We start from the raw sequence: 18,587 nt of genomic DNA on the forward strand, positions 1-18,587 counted from the left end.
CGAGGATAAAAACAATGAACGACAGCATTTACCTCTCGATTCAAAACAGCCCGCGTTTCAAGGAGCTGGTGAGAAAAAGGGAACGATTCGCCTGGATTCTCTCGGCGATCATGCTAGGGCTTTACTCCGCTTTCATCCTGTTGATCGCCTACGGGCCACAAATACTGGGGGCCAAGATCAGCCCCGGTTCGTCGATTACCTGGGGTATTCCCCTGGGCGTCGGGTTGATTGTGTCCGCCTTCGTGTTGACCGGCATCTACGTGCGTCGCGCCAATGGCGAGTTTGACGACCTGAACAATGCGATTCTCAAGGAGGCTGCGCAATGATTCGTCGTCTACTGGCAGTATTCGGCGCTTCGCTTTTTGCTCCTGCCCTCTGGGCGGCGGACGCATTGACCGGTGAAGTGCACAAGCAACCGTTGAACGTCTCGGCCATCGTGATGTTCGTCGCATTCGTCGGCGCCACCCTGTGCATCACCTACTGGGCTTCCAAACGCAACAAATCGGCGGCCGACTACTATGCGGCCGGCGGCAAGATCACCGGTTTCCAGAACGGCCTGGCGATTGCCGGCGACTATATGTCGGCCGCGTCCTTCCTGGGGATTTCCGCGCTGGTATTCACCTCCGGCTATGACGGCCTGATCTATTCGATCGGCTTCCTGGTGGGCTGGCCGATCATTTTGTTCCTGATCGCCGAACGCCTGCGTAACCTGGGCAAGTACACCTTTGCCGACGTGGCGTCCTATCGCCTCGGGCAAACCCAGATCCGCAGCCTGTCGGCCTGTGGCTCGCTGGTGGTGGTGGCGTTCTACCTGATCGCGCAAATGGTCGGCGCGGGCAAGCTGATTCAGCTGCTCTTCGGTCTGGACTACCACGTCGCGGTGATCCTGGTCGGTATCCTGATGTGCATGTACGTGTTGTTCGGCGGCATGCTGGCGACCACCTGGGTGCAGATCATCAAGGCCGTGCTGCTGTTGTCCGGTGCTTCGTTCATGGCGCTGATGGTGATGAAGCACGTCAACTTCGACTTCAACATGCTGTTTTCCGAGGCGATCAAGGTTCACCCCAAAGGTGAAGCGATCATGAGCCCTGGCGGCCTGGTGAAAGACCCGATTTCCGCATTCTCCCTTGGCCTGGCGCTGATGTTCGGTACCGCAGGCCTGCCGCACATCCTGATGCGCTTCTTCACCGTGAGCGACGCCAAGGAAGCGCGTAAGAGCGTGCTGTATGCAACCGGCTTTATCGGCTACTTCTACATCCTGACCTTTATCATCGGCTTCGGCGCGATCCTGCTGGTCAGCACCAACCCGGCGTTCAAGGATGCCGCGGGTGCCTTGCTGGGCGGTAACAACATGGCGGCGGTGCACCTGGCCAATGCCGTGGGCGGCAGTATCTTCCTGGGCTTCATTTCGGCGGTCGCGTTTGCCACCATCCTGGCAGTGGTTGCCGGCTTGACCCTGGCGGGTGCCTCGGCGGTGTCCCATGACCTGTATGCCAGCGTGATCAAGAAGGGTAAGGCCAACGAGAAGGACGAGATTCGCGTGTCGAAGATCACCACCATCGCCCTGGCGGTGTTGGCCATCGGCCTGGGCATCCTGTTCGAAAGCCAGAACATCGCGTTCATGGTCGGCCTGGCGTTCTCCATTGCCGCCAGCTGTAACTTCCCGGTGTTGCTGCTTTCCATGTACTGGAAAAACCTCACCACCCGTGGCGCGATGATCGGCGGCTGGCTGGGCCTGATCAGTGCCGTGGGCCTGATGGTGCTTGGCCCGACCATCTGGGTCTCGATCCTGCACCATGAAAAAGCCATCTTCCCGTACGAGTACCCGGCGCTGTTCTCGATGATCATTGCGTTCATCGGCATCTGGTTCTTCTCCATCACCGACAAGTCGGCGGCGGCAGAGAAAGAACGTGCGCTGTACTTCCCGCAGTTTGTGCGTTCGCAGACTGGCCTGGGGGCGAGTGGGGCGGTTAATCACTAAGGGCGTAGCTGGATAAGGAAATGCCCCGGTCGAAAGGCTGGGGTATTTTTTTGTCTGGGGTTTATGGGTGTGAGAGCCCCTCCCACACTCGACCGCATTCCAAATGATGTACTCGGTCAGCTGTGGGAGGGGCGGTGCGACGGTTCGACTTGCTCCCGATAGCGGACCAGACGGCACAAACAAAAACGGCCTCCACTAAGGGAGGCCGTTCTCATGACAAACAAGCAGTTAAGTGCTTACTTGCGATCTTCCAGCTTGGTAATGTCACGCGACTCGTAGCCGGTGTACAGCTGGCGCGGGCGGCCAATCTTGTACGGGCTGGAGAGCATTTCTTTCCAGTGGGAGATCCAGCCCACGGTCCGCGCCAGGGCGAAGATCACGGTGAACATGCTGGTTGGAATGCCGATCGCCTTGAGGATGATCCCCGAGTAGAAGTCGACGTTCGGGTACAGCGAGCGTTCGATGAAGTACGGGTCGGTCAGGGCGATCTCTTCCAGGCGCATGGCCAGTTCGAGTTGCGGATCGTTCTTGATGCCCAGTTCCTTCAACACTTCGTCGCAGGTCTGTTTCATGACGGTGGCGCGCGGGTCGCGGTTCTTGTAGACCCGGTGACCGAAGCCCATCAACTTGAACGGGTCGTTCTTGTCCTTGGCCTTGGCAATGAACTTGTCGATGTTGGACACATCGCCGATTTCATCGAGCATGGTCAACACCGCTTCGTTCGCACCGCCGTGGGCAGGGCCCCACAGTGCGGCGATGCCGGCGGCGATACAGGCGAACGGGTTGGCACCCGAAGAGCCTGCCAGGCGCACGGTGGACGTCGAGGCGTTCTGCTCGTGGTCGGCATGGAGGATAAAGATCCGGTCCATGGCCTTGGCGAGCACCGGGCTGATCGGTTTGATCTCGCACGGCGTGTTGAACATCATGTGCAGGAAGTTTTCCGCGTACGTCAGGTCGTTGCGCGGGTACATCATGGGTTGGCCCATGGAGTACTTGTAAACCATTGCGGCCAGGGTCGGCATCTTGGCAACCAGGCGGATCGCGGAAATTTCGCGATGCTGCGGGTTATTGATGTCGAGGGAGTCGTGATAGAAGGCCGACAGGGCGCCAACCACACCGCACATGACGGCCATCGGGTGGGCGTCGCGACGGAAGCCGTTGAAGAACGTCTTCAACTGCTCGTGAACCATGGTGTGGTTCTTCACCGTGCTGACGAACTGGGCTTTTTGCTCAGCTGTCGGCAATTCGCCATTTAGCAGCAGGTAGCAGGTTTCCAGGTAGTCCGATTTTTCTGCCAGTTGCTCGATCGGGTAGCCCCGGTGAAGCAAAATGCCATTATCGCCATCGATATAGGTGATCTTCGACTCGCAAGAGGCGGTCGACATGAAGCCTGGGTCGAAAGTGAAACGGCCCGTGGCCGTCAGGCCCCGTACGTCGATAACATCGGGACCAACGGTGCCGGTTAAAATGGGCAGCTCGACGGGGGCTGCGCCCTCGATGATCAACTGCGCTTTTTTGTCAGCCATGTGGCCTCCTATTTATGCTTCAAATCATCAGACAGACCCCCCACGCAGGGCCCGCACCACTATAGTGAGATAAATTCAGATGTCAATTTGCCTAAAGTCTTGCTCCAGAAGGCTTTAACCGTACTTTTTCCTCGAAATTGCCTGCCATTTACGCCTTTTATCCCGCCAGCGCAATCCGCTATTAGGGTGAGGTGCGCGCGTTGTCATTAGTAACCTAACTGTCTATACTCGGCCACCGACCGCCAAGGGCTTTTGGGCTTGCTTTCATTGGGGGTCGCACTCCCTGGGTGGTGCTTACCTGACCAGTCGCACTCCCCAACAACTTTGCCCTGATTGTTAGGGGCTCTTCAGTGTGAAAAAAAGCCGTGAATAGCCAACGACCTGTAAACCTAGACCTAAGGACCATCAAACTCCCCATCACCGGCGTTACGTCGTTCCTGCACCGTGTTTCCGGCATCATCCTGTTCCTGGGCTTGGGCATCATGCTTTATGCATTGAGCAAATCCCTGGGTTCCGAGGAAGGTTACGCCGAGGTGAAGGCATGCTTGACCAGCCCGCTGGCCAAGTTCGTAGCATGGGGTCTTCTGTCCGCTCTGCTGTATCACCTGGTAGCCGGCGTGCGCCACTTGATCATGGACATGGGCATCGGTGAGACGCTGGAAGGCGGCCGCCTGGGCTCGAAAATCATCATCGCCATTTCCGTGGTGCTGATCGTTCTGGCAGGAGTTTGGATATGGTAACCAGCGTAACGAATCTGTCGCGTTCGGGCCTCTATGACTGGATGGCACAGCGTGTGTCTGCGGTCGTTCTCGCGGCTTATTTCATTTTCCTGATCGGATACCTCGTGGCAAATCCGGGCATCGGCTATGAGCAATGGCACGGCCTGTTTTCCCACAATGCAATGCGAATCTTCAGTCTGCTGGCCCTTGTAGCCCTGGGCGCTCACGCCTGGGTCGGCATGTGGACCATCGCGACCGACTACCTGACGCCAATGGCGCTCGGCAAGTCCGCGACCGCAGTCCGTTTCCTCTTCCAGGCGGTATGCGGCGTTGCGATGTTCGCTTACTTCGTCTGGGGTGTGCAGATTCTTTGGGGTATCTGATTCATGGCTAACATTCCAACTATTTCCTTCGACGCCATCATTATTGGTGGCGGCGGTGCCGGCATGCGCGCAGCGCTGCAGCTGGCCCAGGGCGGTCACAAGACTGCCGTGATCACCAAGGTGTTCCCGACGCGTTCCCACACCGTATCGGCCCAGGGTGGCATCACCTGCGCCATCGCATCCGCCGACCCGAACGATGATTGGCGCTGGCACATGTACGATACCGTCAAGGGTTCCGACTACATCGGTGACCAGGACGCTATCGAATACATGTGCCAGGAAGGCCCGGCTGCGGTGTTCGAGCTGGACCACATGGGTCTGCCGTTCTCCCGTACCGAGCAAGGTCGTATCTACCAGCGTCCATTCGGCGGCCAGTCGAAGGATTACGGTAAAGGCGGCCAGGCTGCCCGTACCTGTGCCGCGTCCGACCGTACCGGTCACGCGTTGCTGCACACCCTGTATCAGGGCAACCTGAAGGCCGGTACCACGTTCCTGAACGAGTACTACGCGGTGGATCTGGTGAAGAATGCCGACGGTGCGTTCGTCGGCGTGATCGCCATCTGCATCGAAACCGGTGAAACCACCTATATCCGCGCCAAGGCTACCGTGCTGGCGACGGGCGGTGCAGGCCGTATCTACGCATCGACCACCAACGCCCTGATCAACACCGGTGACGGCGTTGGCATGGCATTGCGTGCCGGCGTGCCGGTGCAAGACATCGAAATGTGGCAGTTCCACCCAACCGGCATCGCCGGCGCCGGTGTACTGGTCACCGAAGGTTGCCGCGGTGAAGGCGGTTACCTGATCAACAAGCACGGCGAGCGTTTCATGGAGCGTTATGCGCCGAACGCCAAAGACTTGGCCGGCCGTGACGTTGTTGCCCGTTCCATGGTTAAAGAGATCATCGCCGGTAACGGCTGTGGCCCGAACGGCGACCACGTACTGCTCAAGCTCGATCACCTGGGCGAAGAAGTGCTGCACAGCCGCCTGCCAGGTATCTGCGAACTGTCCAAGACCTTCGCCCACGTTGACCCGGTGGTTGCTCCGGTGCCGGTTGTTCCGACTTGCCACTATATGATGGGCGGCGTGCCGACCAACATTCATGGCCAGGCGATCACCCAGAACGCCGAAGGCGTGGACGAGATCATTCACGGTCTGTTCGCGGTAGGCGAAGTGGCCTGCGTATCGGTGCACGGCGCCAACCGCCTGGGCGGCAACTCGCTGCTCGACCTGGTGGTATTCGGTCGCGCTGCCGGCCTGCACCTGGAAAAGGCACTGACCGACGGCATCGAATACGATGACGCCACCGATGCCAACATCGAAGCTGCCCTGGCACGCCTGAACGCTCTGAACGAGCGCACGGACGGTGAAGACGTGGCGACCCTGCGTCGCGAGCTGCAAAGCTGCATGCAGAACTACTTCGGTGTGTTCCGTACCGGCGAATACATGCAAAAAGGTATCGCCCAACTGGCTGACCTGCGCAAGCGCATCGCCAACGTCAAGATCAACGATAAGAGCCAGGCGTTCAACACCGCTCGTATCGAAGCCCTTGAGCTGCAAAACCTGTTGGAAGTGGCTGAAGCGACGGCGATCGCCGCCGAGGTTCGTAAAGAATCCCGTGGTGCCCACGCCCGTGAAGACTATGAAGACCGCGACGACGAAAACTGGTTGTGCCACACCCTGTACTTCCCGGGTGACAAGCGCGTAACCAAGCGTGCCGTGAACTTCTCGCCGAAGACGGTTCCGACGTTTGAACCGAAAATTCGGACTTACTAAGGGTGGCTGCCATGTTGAAAGTCAGTGTTTATCGCTACAACCCTGATCAGGACGCTGCGCCGTTCATGCAGGAATTCCAGGTCGATACCGGCGGTAAAGACCTGATGGTGCTGGATGTATTGGCACTGATCAAAGAGCAGGACGAGGGTTTCTCCTATCGTCGCTCTTGCCGTGAAGGTGTGTGCGGTTCCGACGGCATGAACATCAACGGCAAAAACGGCCTGGCGTGCATCACACCGCTGTCGGCCGTGGTCAAAGGCAACAAGCTGATCGTTCGTCCTCTGCCAGGTTTGCCGGTTATCCGTGACCTGGTCGTCGATATGAGCATCTTCTACAAGCAATACGAGAAAGTTAAGCCGTTCCTGCAGAACGACACGCCGGCTCCGGCCATCGAACGTCTGCAGTCCCCGGAAGAGCGCGAAAAGCTCGACGGTCTGTACGAGTGCATCCTGTGCGCTTGCTGCTCGACCTCCTGCCCGTCCTTCTGGTGGAACCCGGACAAGTTCCTGGGCCCGGCTGCCCTGCTGCAAGCGTACCGCTTCCTGGCAGACAGCCGTGACACCAAGACGTCCGAGCGACTGGCTTCGCTGGATGACCCGTTCAGCGTATTCCGCTGCCGCGGGATCATGAACTGCGTCAACGTATGTCCCAAAGGCCTGAACCCGACTAAGGCCATTGGTCACATCCGTAACATGCTGCTGCAAAGCGGCGTGTAACAGACGTTGTAATAAAGCAGGACCGTTGTGCCCGTAAATGCTGCGGCGCAGGCTTCAACCGGCGCCGTAGTTTTAACTTGAGCAGCGACTTACAAAGCCGCGGCTCTTATTTTGAAGAAATGAGACAAGCAGGGGCATTCGGGTTGGTACCCGAACTATCAGCGTGATCCTAAGTGGCTTGTTTTGGTCGCTGCACTTGGCCTTTTGCAAGCAAACTCGGTGTTTTCGCCGGTGGTGTCCCCAAATCGAGGGTGACCAAGCATGCAAGAAAGCGTGATGCAGCGCATGTGGAACAGCGGCTATCTTTCAGGTGGTAACGCTGCCTATGTGGAAGAGCTTTATGAGCTCTACCTGCACGACCCTAACGCTGTGCCAGAAGAATGGCGCACCAAATTTCAGACGTTGTCTTCAGACGGCAACGCTGCCACCGATGTATCGCATGCTGCGATTCGCGATCATTTCGTGCTGCTGGCAAAGAACCAGCGCCGCGCCCAACCGGTTTCCGCCGGCAGCGTGAGCAGTGAGCACGAGAAGAAGCAAGTTGAAGTACTGCGACTGATCCAGGCCTACCGGATGCGTGGCCACCAGGCGGCCCAGCTTGACCCGCTGGGGCTCTGGCAGCGTCCTGCACCGGCTGACCTGTCGATCAATCATTACGGCTTGACCAATGCCGATCTTGATACGACCTTCCGTGCCGGCGACCTGTTCATCGGCAAAGAGGAAGCGAGCCTACGCGAAATTCACGAAGCGTTGCAGCAGACATATTGCCGCACCATCGGCGCTGAATTCACGCATATCACCGATTCCGAGCAACGCCATTGGTTCCAGCATCGCCTGGAAGGCGTGCGTGGCCGTCCGGTGCTGTCCGCCGATGTGCGCAGCCACCTGCTGGAGCGCGTCACCGCAGCCGAAGGCCTGGAAAAATACCTGGGTACCAAATACCCGGGCACCAAGCGTTTCGGCCTGGAAGGCGGCGAAAGCCTGATCCCGATGCTCGACGAGCTGATCCAGCGTTCCGGTTCCTACGGCACCAAGGAAATCGTGATCGGCATGGCCCACCGTGGTCGCCTGAACGTGTTGGTCAACACCTTCGGCAAGAACCCGCGTGAGCTGTTCGACGAGTTCGAAGGCAAGAAGAAGGTAGAGCTGGGTTCCGGTGACGTTAAATACCACCAGGGCTTCTCGTCCAACGTCATGACCACAGGCGGTGAAGTTCACCTGGCCATGGCCTTCAACCCCTCCCACCTGGAAATCGTTTCCCCAGTGGTCGAGGGTTCGGTCCGTGCGCGCCAGGACCGTCGTAACGACACCAGCGGTGAAAAGGTCCTGCCGATTTCCATCCACGGCGACGCGGCATTCGCCGGTCAAGGCGTGGTCCTGGAAACCTTCCAGATGTCGCAGACCCGCGGCTTCAAGACCGGCGGTACCGTTCACATCGTAATCAACAACCAGGTTGGCTTCACCATCAGCAACCCGCTGGATGCGCGCTCCACCGAGTACGCCACCGACGTTGCCAAGATGATCCAGGCGCCGATCCTGCATGTGAATGGTGATGACCCGGAAGCCGTGCTGTTCGTGACCCAACTGGCTGTCGACTACCGCATGCAGTTCAAGCGTGACGTGGTGATCGATCTGGTTTGCTACCGCCGTCGCGGTCACAACGAAGCGGATGAACCAAGCGGCACCCAGCCGTTGATGTACCAGCAGATCACCAAGCAGCGCACCACCCGTGAGCTGTACGCCGAAAGCCTGACCAAGGCCGGTATCCTGGATGACGCGCGGGTTCAGGCGAAAATCGATGAATACCGCAACGCGCTGGACAATGGCCTGCATGTAGTAAAAAGCCTGGTCAAAGAGCCGAACAAAGAACTGTTCGTGGACTGGCGTCCGTACCTGGGTCACACCTGGACGGCGCGTCACGACACTTCGTTCGACCTCAAGACCCTGCAGGAACTGTCCGCCAAGCTGCTGGAAATTCCAGAAGGCTTCGTGGTGCAGCGCCAGGTTGCGAAGATCTACGAAGACCGTCAGAAGATGCAAGCCGGCGGCCTGCCGATCAACTGGGGTTACGCCGAAACCATGGCGTACGCGACCCTGGCGTTCGAAGGTCACCCGATCCGCATGACTGGCCAGGACATCGGCCGCGGTACGTTCTCGCACCGTCATGCCGTGCTGCACAACCAGAAAGACGCGGGCACCTACATCCCGTTGCAGAACCTGTACGAAGGCCAGCCACGTTTCGACCTGTACGATTCGTTCCTGTCCGAAGAAGCCGTACTGGCGTTCGAATACGGCTACTCCACCACCACGCCTAACGCGCTGGTGATCTGGGAAGCCCAGTTCGGCGACTTCGCCAACGGTGCCCAGGTGGTTATCGACCAGTTCATCACCAGCGGCGAGCACAAGTGGGGCCGTCTGTGCGGTCTGACCATGTTGCTGCCACACGGTTATGAAGGTCAGGGCCCTGAGCACTCCTCGGCCCGTCTGGAGCGTTACCTGCAGCTGTGCGCCGAGCACAACATCCAGGTGTGCGTGCCGACGACCCCGGCCCAGATCTACCACTTGCTGCGTCGCCAGGTGATCCGCCCGCTGCGCAAGCCGCTGGTCGTGCTGACACCGAAGTCGCTGCTGCGTCACAAGTTGGCCATCTCGACCCTGGAAGATCTGGCCGAAGGTTCGTTCCAGACCGTTATTCCGGAAATCGACACACTGGACGCGGCCAAGGTCACTCGCCTGATCCTGTGCAGCGGCAAGGTCTACTACGATCTGCTGGAAAAACGCCGTGCCGAAGGCCGCGAAGACATCGCCATCGTGCGTATCGAGCAGCTTTACCCGTTCCCGGAAGATGACCTCATGGAGATCATCGCGCCTTACACCAACCTCACGAACGCGGTGTGGTGCCAGGAAGAACCGATGAACCAGGGCGCCTGGTACAGCAGCCAGCATCATTTGCGTCGCAGTATCGGCAACCACAACAAGGCCCTGAGCCTTGAGTACGCCGGTCGTGATGCCTCTGCTGCACCTGCGTGTGGTTATGCGTCGATGCACGCCGAGCAGCAGGAAAAACTGCTGCAAGATGCTTTCACTGTTTAACGCCTTCGCGCTGACTGAAACCGAATTTTAAGGACCCACAGATAATGGCTATCGAAATCAAAGCCCCGTCATTCCCGGAATCGGTTGCCGATGGCACCGTTGCCACCTGGCACAAGAAACCAGGTGAGGCCGTCAAGCGTGACGACCTGATCGTCGACATCGAGACCGATAAAGTCGTTCTGGAAGTGTTGGCCGAAGCTGACGGCGTGCTGGGCGCAATCGTTGCCGAAGAAGGCGCTACCGTTCTGTCGAACCAGGTACTGGGTTCGATCGAAGAGGGCAGCGCTGCTGCAGCGCCTGCCGCCGCCGCTGCGCCGGCTGCTGCTTCGGCTCCGGCTGCCGCTCCGGCCGCTGGCGGTGAAGATCCAATCGCCGCACCGGCTGCGCGTCAGCTGGCTGAAGAAAACGGCATCAACCTGGCTTCCATCAAAGGCACCGGCAAAGACGGCCGTGTGACCAAGGAAGACGTGGTTGCCGCTGTCGAAGCCAAGAAGAACGCGCCCGCTGCCGCACCTGCCAAGGCTGCCGCACCGGCTGCCGCCGCGCCTGTGTTCGCTGCCGGCGACCGTACCGAGAAGCGCGTACCGATGACCCGTGTCCGTGCCACCGTGGCCAAGCGCCTGGTAGAAGCGCAGTCGAACATGGCGATGCTGACGACGTTCAACGAAGTCGACATGACCGAAGTCATGGCCCTGCGTTCGAAGTACAAGGATCTGTTCGAGAAGTCCCACAACGGCGTGCGCCTGGGCTTCATGTCGTTCTTCGTGAAAGCGGCCACCGAGGCGCTGAAACGCTTCCCGGCGGTCAATGCTTCCATCGACGGCGGCGACATCGTTTACCATGGCTATGCAGATATCGGCGTTGCCGTGTCCAGCGACCGTGGCCTGGTGGTTCCGGTTCTGCGTAACGCCGAATTGATGAGCCTGGCTGAAATCGAAGGCGGCATCGCCAACTTCGGCAAGAAAGCCCGTGATGGCAAGCTGACCATCGACGAGATGACCGGTGGTACCTTCACCATCACCAACGGTGGTACCTTCGGTTCGATGATGTCGACGCCGATCGTCAACCCGCCACAAGCCGCGATCCTGGGCATGCACAACATCATCCAGCGTCCGATGGCCATCAATGGCCAAGTCGTGATCCGCCCGATGATGTACCTGGCACTGTCTTACGATCACCGCCTGATCGATGGTAAAGAAGCCGTGACTTTCCTGGTGACCATCAAGAACCTGCTGGAAGACCCGGCTCGCTTGCTCCTGGATATTTAAGAGAAGCAGCTGCAAGCGCCAAGTTACAAGCTGCAGGAAAAAGCAGTTTGGCTTTTGCTTGCAGCTTGCGGCTGACAGCTTGTAGCTAATAGAGGATCTATTTTCATGTCTCAGAAATTTGACGTTGTAGTGATTGGTGCGGGCCCTGGCGGCTATGTTGCCGCCATCAAGGCCGCGCAACTGGGCCTCTCGACTGCTTGCATCGAAAAATACACTGACAAGGAAGGCAAACTGGCACTGGGCGGTACTTGCCTGAACGTTGGTTGCATTCCTTCCAAGGCGCTGCTGGACAGCTCCTGGAAATTCCACGAAGCCCAAGACGGCTTCGCGATCCACGGTATCAATCATGCTGGCGTGACCATGGACGTGCCAGCGATGGTCGGCCGTAAAGCCAACATCGTCAAAGGCCTGACTTCCGGCGTTGCCACCTTGTTCAAGGCCAACGGCGTCACTTCCCTGCAAGGCCACGGCAAACTGCTGGCCGGCAAGAAAGTCGAGATCACCAAGCCGGACGGTTCGGTTGAAGTCATCGAAGCCGAAAACGTGATCCTGGCCCCAGGTTCGCGCCCAATCGACATTCCACCGGCTCCGGTCGACCAGAACGTGATCGTCGATTCGACCGGCGCCCTGGAATTCCAGGCAGTGCCTAAGCGTCTGGGCGTGATCGGCGCCGGCGTGATTGGCCTGGAGCTGGGTTCGGTATGGTCCCGCCTGGGTTCGCAAGTGACCGTGCTGGAAGCCCTGGACACGTTCCTGCTGGCCGCCGACACCGCTGTGTCCAAAGAAGCGCTGAAAACCCTGACCAAACAAGGTCTGGACATCAAGCTGGGCGCTCGCGTGACCGGCTCGAAGGTCAACGGCGAAGAAGTGGTCGTGACCTACACCGACAAGGATGGCGAACAGACCATCACCTTCGACAAGCTGATCGTAGCCGTTGGTCGCCGTCCAGTGACCACCGACCTGCTGGCAGCTGACAGCGGCGTGAACATCGACGAGCGTGGCTTCATCCACGTTGACGATCACTGCGCTACCACCGTGCCTGGCGTCTACGCCATTGGCGACGTGGTGCGCGGCATGATGCTGGCGCACAAGGCTTCCGAAGAAGGCATCATGGTTGTCGAGCGCATCAAGGGTCACAAAACCCAGATGAACTACGACCTGATTCCATCGGTTATCTACACTCACCCGGAAATTGCATGGGTCGGCAAGAACGAACAGCAGTTGAAAGCTGAAGGCGTTGAAGTTAACGTCGGCACCTTCCCGTTCGCCGCTTCTGGCCGTGCCATGGCAGCCAACGACACCGGTGGTTTTGTCAAAGTCATCGCTGATGCCAAGACTGACCGCGTATTGGGCGTCCACGTGATTGGCCCAAGCGCTGCAGAACTGGTTCAGCAAGGCGCAATCGGTATGGAATTCGGCACCAGTGCCGAGGACCTGGGCATGATGGTCTTCTCCCATCCAACCCTGTCCGAAGCGTTGCACGAAGCTGCGTTGGCAGTGAATGGCGGCGCCATCCACATCGCCAACCGCAAGAAGCGCTAAGCGAGATAATAAGAAACCACGGCGGAGTTGCCCGTCGTGAGCCTTGTGCGCAAGACTCACCGCGGAATATCCGCTGGACGCAGCCTTGCGCAGCTTTACGGGCCATAAGCCCCGCAAGTTGCGCAAGCAGCAGTCACAGGTGGCGCGGCACTCATAATGAGCGCAGCGCCGAATGCGCAGTACCTAACGAAGACGGTAAAAAGCATGAATCTTCACGAGTATCAGGGTAAGCAGCTGTTCGCTGAATACGGCCTGCCAGTTTCCAAGGGCTACGCAGTAGACACCCCGGAAGCGGCAGCAGAAGCTTGCGACAAAATCGGTGGCACCGAGTGGGTTGTCAAAGCCCAGGTCCACGCAGGTGGTCGCGGTAAAGCGGGCGGCGTTAAGCTGGTTCGCAGCAAAGAAGACGCCAAGGCCTTCGCACAGCAGTGGCTGGGCAAGCGTCTGGTGACTTACCAGACTGATGCCAATGGCCAGCCAGTCACCAAGATCCTGGTTGAATCGTGCACTGATATCGCTAAAGAGCTGTACCTGGGCGCTGTCGTTGACCGTTCGAGCCGTCGCATCGTGTTCATGGCTTCCACCGAAGGTGGCGTGGACATCGAGAAGATCGCTCACGAAACCCCAGAAAAAATTCTGAAAGCCACTATCGATCCACTGGTTGGCGCTCAGCCGTTCCAGGGTCGCGAGCTGGCTTTCCAGCTGGGCCTGGAAGGCAAGCAAGTTGCCCAGTTCGCCAAGATCTTCGTAGGTCTGGCCAAACTGTTCCAGGACCACGATCTGGCCCTGCTGGAAGTGAACCCGCTGGTGATCAAGGCTGACGGCGATCTGCACTGCCTCGACGCCAAGATCAACATCGACGCCAACGCCATGTACCGTCAGCCTAAGCTGAAGACTTTCCACGATCCGTCGCAAGACGATCCGCGCGAAGCGCACGCTGCCAAGTTCGAACTGAACTACGTAGCCCTGGAAGGTAACATCGGTTGCATGGTCAACGGTGCTGGCCTGGCCATGGGTACCATGGACATCGTCAACCTGCATGGCGGCAAGCCAGCCAACTTCCTCGACGTGGGCGGCGGTGCTACCAAGGAACGCGTTACCGAAGCGTTCAAGATCATCCTGTCCGACTCCAACGTCGCTGCAGTACTGGTCAACATCTTCGGCGGCATCGTTCGTTGCGACATGATTGCCGAAGGCATCATCGGCGCAGTGAAAGAAGTCGGCGTTAAAATCCCGGTTGTTGTGCGCCTTGAAGGTAACAACGCTGAACTGGGCGCTAAAGTACTGGCAGAAAGCGGTTTGAACATCATCGCGGCTACCAGCCTGACCGACGCTGCTCAACAAGTTGTCAAAGCTGCGGAGGGCAAATAATGAGCGTCCTGATCAATAAAGACACCAAAGTTATCTGCCAGGGTATTACCGGTTCGCAAGGTAGTTTCCACACCCAGCAAGCCATCGAATACGGCACCAAGATGGTTGGTGGCGTAACGCCGGGCAAAGGCGGTACCGAGCACCTGGGCCTGCCAGTGTTCAATACCGTGAAAGATGCTGTAGCTGCCACTGGCGCCACCGCCAGCGTGATCTACGTTCCAGCTCCTTTCTGCAAGGACTCCATCCTGGAAGCGGCATTCGGCGGCATCAAGCTGATCGTCTGCATCACCGAAGGCATTCCTACCCTGGACATGCTGGACGCTAAAGTTAAGTGCGACGAACTGGGCGTAGTCCTGATCGGCCCTAACTGCCCAGGCGTGATCACCCCAGGCGAATGCAAGATCGGCATCATGCCAGGTCACATTCACTTGCCAGGTAAAGTCGGTATCGTTTCCCGTTCCGGCACCCTGACCTACGAAGCTGTGAAGCAGACCACTGACGCCGGTTTCGGTCAGTCGACTTGCGTCGGCATCGGCGGTGACCCGATCCCAGGCTCCAACTTCATCGATATCCTGAAGCTGTTCCAGGAAGACCCTAAGACCGAAGCGATCGTGATGATCGGCGAGATCGGCGGTTCGGCTGAAGAAGAAGCGGCTGCCTATATCAAGGCTCACGTGACCAAGCCGGTTGTTTCCTACATCGCTGGTGTGACTGCCCCTGCGGGCAAGCGCATGGGCCATGCTGGTGCAATCATCTCCGGCGGCAAAGGCACTGCGGACGAGAAATTCGCTGCACTGCAAGACGCAGGCGTTAAAACCGTGCGTTCGCTGGCAGACATCGGCAAGGCCCTGGCCGAGCTGACCGGTTGGGCTGTCAAGTAAGCCTCGCGCTTAGCTGACGCTTCACCACACAAAGGCCACCTTCGGGTGGCCTTTGTGCATTTTGGGTTCAGCAAAATTCCCTGAGGTTGGCAGGGATGCAAATGTGGGAGGGGGCTTGCCCTAATGCCAGTCAGTTAAGGCTTTGAAGGGGTAAAAAGTGACCTGTGGCGAGGGAGGTCCCGCTAACTCTTCGATTTAGCGCTGTCGCGCAGCAAACTGGAACCCCTGTGGTGAGCGGGGCAAGCCCGCTCACCACAAGAGTGCGATCGTTTGAAATAGCTTATGTAAGGTTAAAAATTTCAAAGCGAAATTTTAATCCTTAATAATCAATAAGTTGTTTTATGTTTGATAAGGGCTTGCTCCCTCGCCACAGATACAGTGTTGTCCCTTAACTGGCTGGCATTAGGGCTTGCCCCCGATAGCGGTATGCCAGTCACCTGATGTATTGACTGAACCACCGCCATCGGGGGCAAGTCGCACCGCCCCTCCCACATTTGATCGTATTACCAAAATAAAGTATGAAAACGCGACATTCAGATGTCGCTTATCGGACAGTCCGCCCCGCAACAGTGCGTTCTTCAAGCTAATTCTGTACCCTGGCCGCCTCTTTATGCGTGCGCCTCCCAAAAGGAAGCTCCGCGCTAGACCGGCCGGCCCCATCAGGGCCGGCGGTATTTCCCTCATCCACAGGGAATCCCCCTCTAAATTCCGATTCAGCAGTGTGGTATTTCCTTAAATGAAAGTGTTGAAAAGCCAGGACATCCTGGCGTTGGGCTTTATGACCTTTGCCCTGTTCGTGGGCGCCGGCAATATCATTTTCCCGCCTATCGTAGGTTTGCAGTCCGGGCCTCACGTCTGGATGGCAGCGTTGGGCTTCCTGATCACTGCGGTCGGCCTGCCGGTGGTCACCGTGATCGCCCTGGCCAAGGTCGGCGGTGGTATGGACGCGTTGAGCAGCCCGATCGGCAAGATCGCCGGTGGCCTGCTCGCGGCGGCGGCGTATCTGGCGGTAGGCCCGCTGTTCGCCACCCCGCGTACCGCAACCGTGTCCTTTGAAGTCGGCCTGGCGCCGCTGACGGGCGAGAGCCCGCTGGCACTGTTCCTCTACAGCTCGGTGTACTTTCTGGTGGTGTTCTTCGTCTCGCTGTACCCAGGCCGTCTGCTGGACACCGTGGGTCGCTTCCTCGCGCCGTTGAAGATCATCGCCCTGGCCATCCTGGGGATTGCCGCGTTTGTGTTGCCGGTCGGTGAAGTGGGGGTCGCCACCCCGGAATACGTGGCCGCACCGTTTTCCCAGGGCTTTATCAATGGTTACCTGACCATGGATACCCTGGGCGCGCTGGTATTCGGTATCGTGATCGTCAACGCGATCCGTTCTCGTGGTGTCGAGTCGCCCAAGCTCATCACGCGTTACGCGATCATTGCCGGGTTGATTGCCGGTGTAGGTTTGGCGCTGGTGTACATCAGCCTGTTCCGCCTCGGGGCGGGCAGCCATGAAGTGGCGGCTGGTGCTGCCAATGGCGCCGCCGTATTGCACGCCTATGTGCAACACACCTTCGGCTCCCTGGGCAGCGGCTTTCTCGCGGTACTGATTTCCCTGGCGTGCCTGGTGACCGCCGTGGGCCTCACCTGCGCCTGCGCCGAATACTTCAGCCGCATCCTGCCGCTGTCCTACAAGACCCTGGTGGTGATCCTGGCGCTGTTCTCGCTGTTCGTGTCCAACCTGGGCCTGACCAAGCTGATCGCGTTTTCGATTCCGGTGCTGACCGCGATCTACCCGCCGTGCATCGTGCTGGTGGCGCTGAGCTTCTGCAAAGACTTCTGGCGGGAGCAGGGCCGTATCGTTGGCCCGGTGATGCTGGTGTCGTTCATCTTCGGCTGTATCGATGCGCTCAAGGGCGCGGGCTTGGCGGGCTGGATGCCTTCGCCGTTGGCCAACCTGCCGTTGAGCGAACAAGGCCTGGCTTGGCTGGTGCCGTCGGTGATGGTCCTGGTTGTGGCGGTGGTGATTGACCGTCTGCTCGGCAAACGCAGCGAAGCGATCGCATAACCAGCGGATCACAGGCGCTACTGAAATGCCCCGTATCAATCGATACGGGGCATTTTTTATGCTTAATAGGCGACGACCTTCTAAAGTTTGAACTCGGTCAGTGTGGGAAGGAGCAGGTCGCACCGCCCCTCCCACGGTTGGACCGCATTCCGCCATCATTCACCTTGTCATAGGGCCCGCATGTCGTTCATCGAAACCAACCAAGTCCACCTGCTTGCCGCGCTCTGGTTCGTCCTGTGCTGGGGCGGCTACACCCGTTATGCCACCTGGAAGGCCCGCGACACGGCCTGCCTGGCCAGTGTGTTGCATCTGTACCGCGAGGACTGGATGCGTCGGATGCTGCTGCGGGACAACCGTATCGCCGATGCCAGCGTGATCGGCAACCTGGAGCGCAATGCCTCGTTCTTCGCCTCCAGCACCTTGATCATCCTCGCCGGCATTCTCACTGTACTCGGCGCCTCCGAGCGGGCCGTGTCGTTGCTGGCGGATATTCCCATGGTGCAGCAGGCGTCCCAGGGCATGTCGGAAATCAAGCTGTTGTGCCTGGCGCTGGTGTTTGTCTATGCGTTCTTCACGTTCAGTTGGTGCATGCGCCAGTACAACTTCGCGGCAGTGCTGGTGGGGTCGGCGCCGATGATCGGTGAGCGGCTGGTGTCGGAGCAGGAGCGCAAGGCGTTTGCGTTGCGCGCGGCGCGGGTGATTTCCATGGCCGCCAACCAGTTCAACTTTGGCCTGCGCGCGTATTACTTCGGCATGACCATGTTGGCGTGGTTCGTCAGCCCTTGGCTGTTCATGTTGATGAGTGCCGGGGTGGTGTTCGTGCTGTATCGCCGCGAGTTTCATTCCGACGTACTGCAAGTGATGGTGTATACGCAGACGGATACGACGCTGTCCGACACTGTTAAAGAGACGGCTTAGTCCGCGTCGGCGTATTAACGCAGCGAATAAAAACAGCAGACAAAGTAAAGCCCGCTATCTAAGCGGGCTTTCTTTATGCAGCCAAGCTACTTCAAGCCGCGGTATCAGGAACCGGTGGCAGGGGTAGCAGGTGCTGCTTCTTTTGCGGCGGCTTCGTTCGATTCAGCCTGAGATTTGGCAGCTTCGGCGTTTTCTTTCGCAGCGTCGTTCACTTTATCCTGAGCCTTGGCCATGTCTTTCTGAGCTTGCTCGGAATGTGCGGCGGCGTCTTGGGCTTTGTCTTCGGATTTTTTGTCGCAGGCAGCCAGGCCGAGGGCAGCGGCGAGCATCATGGAAATAGCTAAAGTCTTGCGCATGGGGTGT

The 18,587-nt window shown here is 58.6% G+C and carries 15 protein-coding genes; 13 read left to right on the top strand and 2 right to left on the bottom strand.

Annotated features, from left to right (window positions below; genetic code table 11):
- The first annotated feature begins 14 nt into the window (after positions 1–14).
- Positions 15–326: a DUF485 domain-containing protein gene (locus V6M90_RS22330; protein WP_003172801.1), complete on the top strand. Its 312-nt coding sequence runs from the start codon at positions 15–17 to the stop codon at positions 324–326.
- Entirely contained in the window at positions 323–1,981 is a 1,659-nt protein-coding gene (locus V6M90_RS22335) for a cation acetate symporter (RefSeq protein WP_003172802.1), read from the top strand. Before V6M90_RS22330 ends, V6M90_RS22335 begins: the two co-directional genes overlap by 4 nt.
- 236 nt (positions 1,982–2,217) lie before the next feature.
- On the opposite strand, the gene gltA is transcribed toward V6M90_RS22335, so the two are convergent.
- Positions 2,218–3,507, bottom strand: coding sequence for a citrate synthase (gltA, locus tag V6M90_RS22340; RefSeq protein WP_003172803.1), 1,290 nt, complete (start codon positions 3,505–3,507; stop codon positions 2,218–2,220).
- Between the two features lie 365 nt (positions 3,508–3,872).
- Between gltA and sdhC the strand changes: the two genes are divergently transcribed.
- From sdhC to V6M90_RS22395, 11 genes are all read left to right on the top strand, one after another.
- Positions 3,873–4,247, top strand: coding sequence for a succinate dehydrogenase, cytochrome b556 subunit (gene sdhC, locus V6M90_RS22345; RefSeq protein WP_003172804.1), 375 nt, complete (start codon positions 3,873–3,875; stop codon positions 4,245–4,247).
- Positions 4,241–4,609, top strand: coding sequence for a succinate dehydrogenase, hydrophobic membrane anchor protein (sdhD, locus tag V6M90_RS22350; protein WP_003172805.1), 369 nt, complete (start codon positions 4,241–4,243; stop codon positions 4,607–4,609). The genes sdhC and sdhD overlap by 7 nt, the downstream gene beginning before the upstream one ends.
- A 3-nt stretch (positions 4,610–4,612) precedes the next feature.
- On the top strand, positions 4,613–6,385 hold the full coding sequence (sdhA, locus tag V6M90_RS22355; protein WP_003172806.1) for a succinate dehydrogenase flavoprotein subunit: 1,773 nt from the start codon (positions 4,613–4,615) through the stop codon (positions 6,383–6,385).
- Positions 6,386–6,396: 11 nt separating this feature from the next.
- Positions 6,397–7,101 carry a succinate dehydrogenase iron-sulfur subunit gene (locus V6M90_RS22360; protein WP_003172807.1) on the top strand — a complete coding sequence of 235 codons (705 nt, stop codon included), beginning with the start codon at positions 6,397–6,399 and terminating at the stop codon, positions 7,099–7,101.
- Between the two features lie 261 nt (positions 7,102–7,362).
- Positions 7,363–10,194 (top strand): 2-oxoglutarate dehydrogenase E1 component, encoded by a 2,832-nt coding sequence (locus V6M90_RS22365; RefSeq protein WP_078823810.1) that lies wholly within the window; start codon positions 7,363–7,365, stop codon positions 10,192–10,194.
- Between the two features lie 44 nt (positions 10,195–10,238).
- Positions 10,239–11,462, top strand: coding sequence for a 2-oxoglutarate dehydrogenase complex dihydrolipoyllysine-residue succinyltransferase (gene odhB / locus V6M90_RS22370; RefSeq protein WP_141063717.1), 1,224 nt, complete (start codon positions 10,239–10,241; stop codon positions 11,460–11,462).
- A gap of 105 nt (positions 11,463–11,567) precedes the next feature.
- The gene (gene lpdA, locus V6M90_RS22375; RefSeq protein ID WP_003172811.1) at positions 11,568–13,004 is read left to right on the top strand and encodes a dihydrolipoyl dehydrogenase; all 1,437 of its coding nucleotides are present in this window, start codon (positions 11,568–11,570) and stop codon (positions 13,002–13,004) included.
- A gap of 204 nt (positions 13,005–13,208) precedes the next feature.
- Positions 13,209–14,375, top strand: a complete 1,167-nt coding sequence (gene sucC / locus V6M90_RS22380; RefSeq protein WP_003233235.1) for an ADP-forming succinate--CoA ligase subunit beta — start codon at positions 13,209–13,211, stop codon at positions 14,373–14,375.
- A complete protein-coding gene (sucD, locus tag V6M90_RS22385) occupies positions 14,375–15,256 on the top strand; it encodes a succinate--CoA ligase subunit alpha (RefSeq protein WP_003172813.1) in 882 nt (293 codons plus the stop codon). Before sucC ends, sucD begins: the two co-directional genes overlap by 1 nt.
- 736 nt (positions 15,257–15,992) lie before the next feature.
- Positions 15,993–17,306 carry a branched-chain amino acid transport system II carrier protein gene (gene brnQ / locus V6M90_RS22390; protein WP_141063716.1) on the top strand — a complete coding sequence of 438 codons (1,314 nt, stop codon included), beginning with the start codon at positions 15,993–15,995 and terminating at the stop codon, positions 17,304–17,306.
- Between the two features lie 180 nt (positions 17,307–17,486).
- A complete protein-coding gene (locus tag V6M90_RS22395; RefSeq protein WP_003172817.1) occupies positions 17,487–18,224 on the top strand; it encodes a DUF599 domain-containing protein in 738 nt (245 codons plus the stop codon).
- Positions 18,225–18,328: 104 nt separating this feature from the next.
- Here the strand turns inward: V6M90_RS22395 and V6M90_RS22400 are convergent, their stop codons facing one another.
- On the bottom strand, positions 18,329–18,580 hold the full coding sequence (locus V6M90_RS22400) for a hypothetical protein (protein WP_003172818.1): 252 nt from the start codon (positions 18,578–18,580) through the stop codon (positions 18,329–18,331).
- Positions 18,581–18,587 lie beyond the last annotated feature (7 nt).

Origin of the sequence: Pseudomonas lactucae (assembly GCF_036688725.1) — a bacterium.
Classification (GTDB): Bacteria; Pseudomonadota; Gammaproteobacteria; order Pseudomonadales; family Pseudomonadaceae; genus Aquipseudomonas; species Aquipseudomonas lactucae.

Coding starts and splice junctions, on each gene's coding strand:
- V6M90_RS22330 (WP_003172801.1), top strand. CDS start 15: ATGAACGACAGCATTTACCTCTCGATTCAAAACAGCCCGCGTTTCAAG.
- V6M90_RS22395 (WP_003172817.1), top strand. CDS start 17,487: ATGTCGTTCATCGAAACCAACCAAGTCCACCTGCTTGCCGCGCTCTGG.
- V6M90_RS22400 (WP_003172818.1), bottom strand. CDS start 18,580: ATGCGCAAGACTTTAGCTATTTCCATGATGCTCGCCGCTGCCCTCGGC.
- V6M90_RS22360 (WP_003172807.1), top strand. CDS start 6,397: ATGTTGAAAGTCAGTGTTTATCGCTACAACCCTGATCAGGACGCTGCG.
- V6M90_RS22365 (WP_078823810.1), top strand. CDS start 7,363: ATGCAAGAAAGCGTGATGCAGCGCATGTGGAACAGCGGCTATCTTTCA.
- odhB (WP_141063717.1), top strand. CDS start 10,239: ATGGCTATCGAAATCAAAGCCCCGTCATTCCCGGAATCGGTTGCCGAT.
- brnQ (WP_141063716.1), top strand. CDS start 15,993: ATGAAAGTGTTGAAAAGCCAGGACATCCTGGCGTTGGGCTTTATGACC.
- gltA (WP_003172803.1), bottom strand. CDS start 3,507: ATGGCTGACAAAAAAGCGCAGTTGATCATCGAGGGCGCAGCCCCCGTC.
- sdhA (WP_003172806.1), top strand. CDS start 4,613: ATGGCTAACATTCCAACTATTTCCTTCGACGCCATCATTATTGGTGGC.
- sucD (WP_003172813.1), top strand. CDS start 14,375: ATGAGCGTCCTGATCAATAAAGACACCAAAGTTATCTGCCAGGGTATT.
- sucC (WP_003233235.1), top strand. CDS start 13,209: ATGAATCTTCACGAGTATCAGGGTAAGCAGCTGTTCGCTGAATACGGC.
- sdhD (WP_003172805.1), top strand. CDS start 4,241: ATGGTAACCAGCGTAACGAATCTGTCGCGTTCGGGCCTCTATGACTGG.
- V6M90_RS22335 (WP_003172802.1), top strand. CDS start 323: ATGATTCGTCGTCTACTGGCAGTATTCGGCGCTTCGCTTTTTGCTCCT.
- lpdA (WP_003172811.1), top strand. CDS start 11,568: ATGTCTCAGAAATTTGACGTTGTAGTGATTGGTGCGGGCCCTGGCGGC.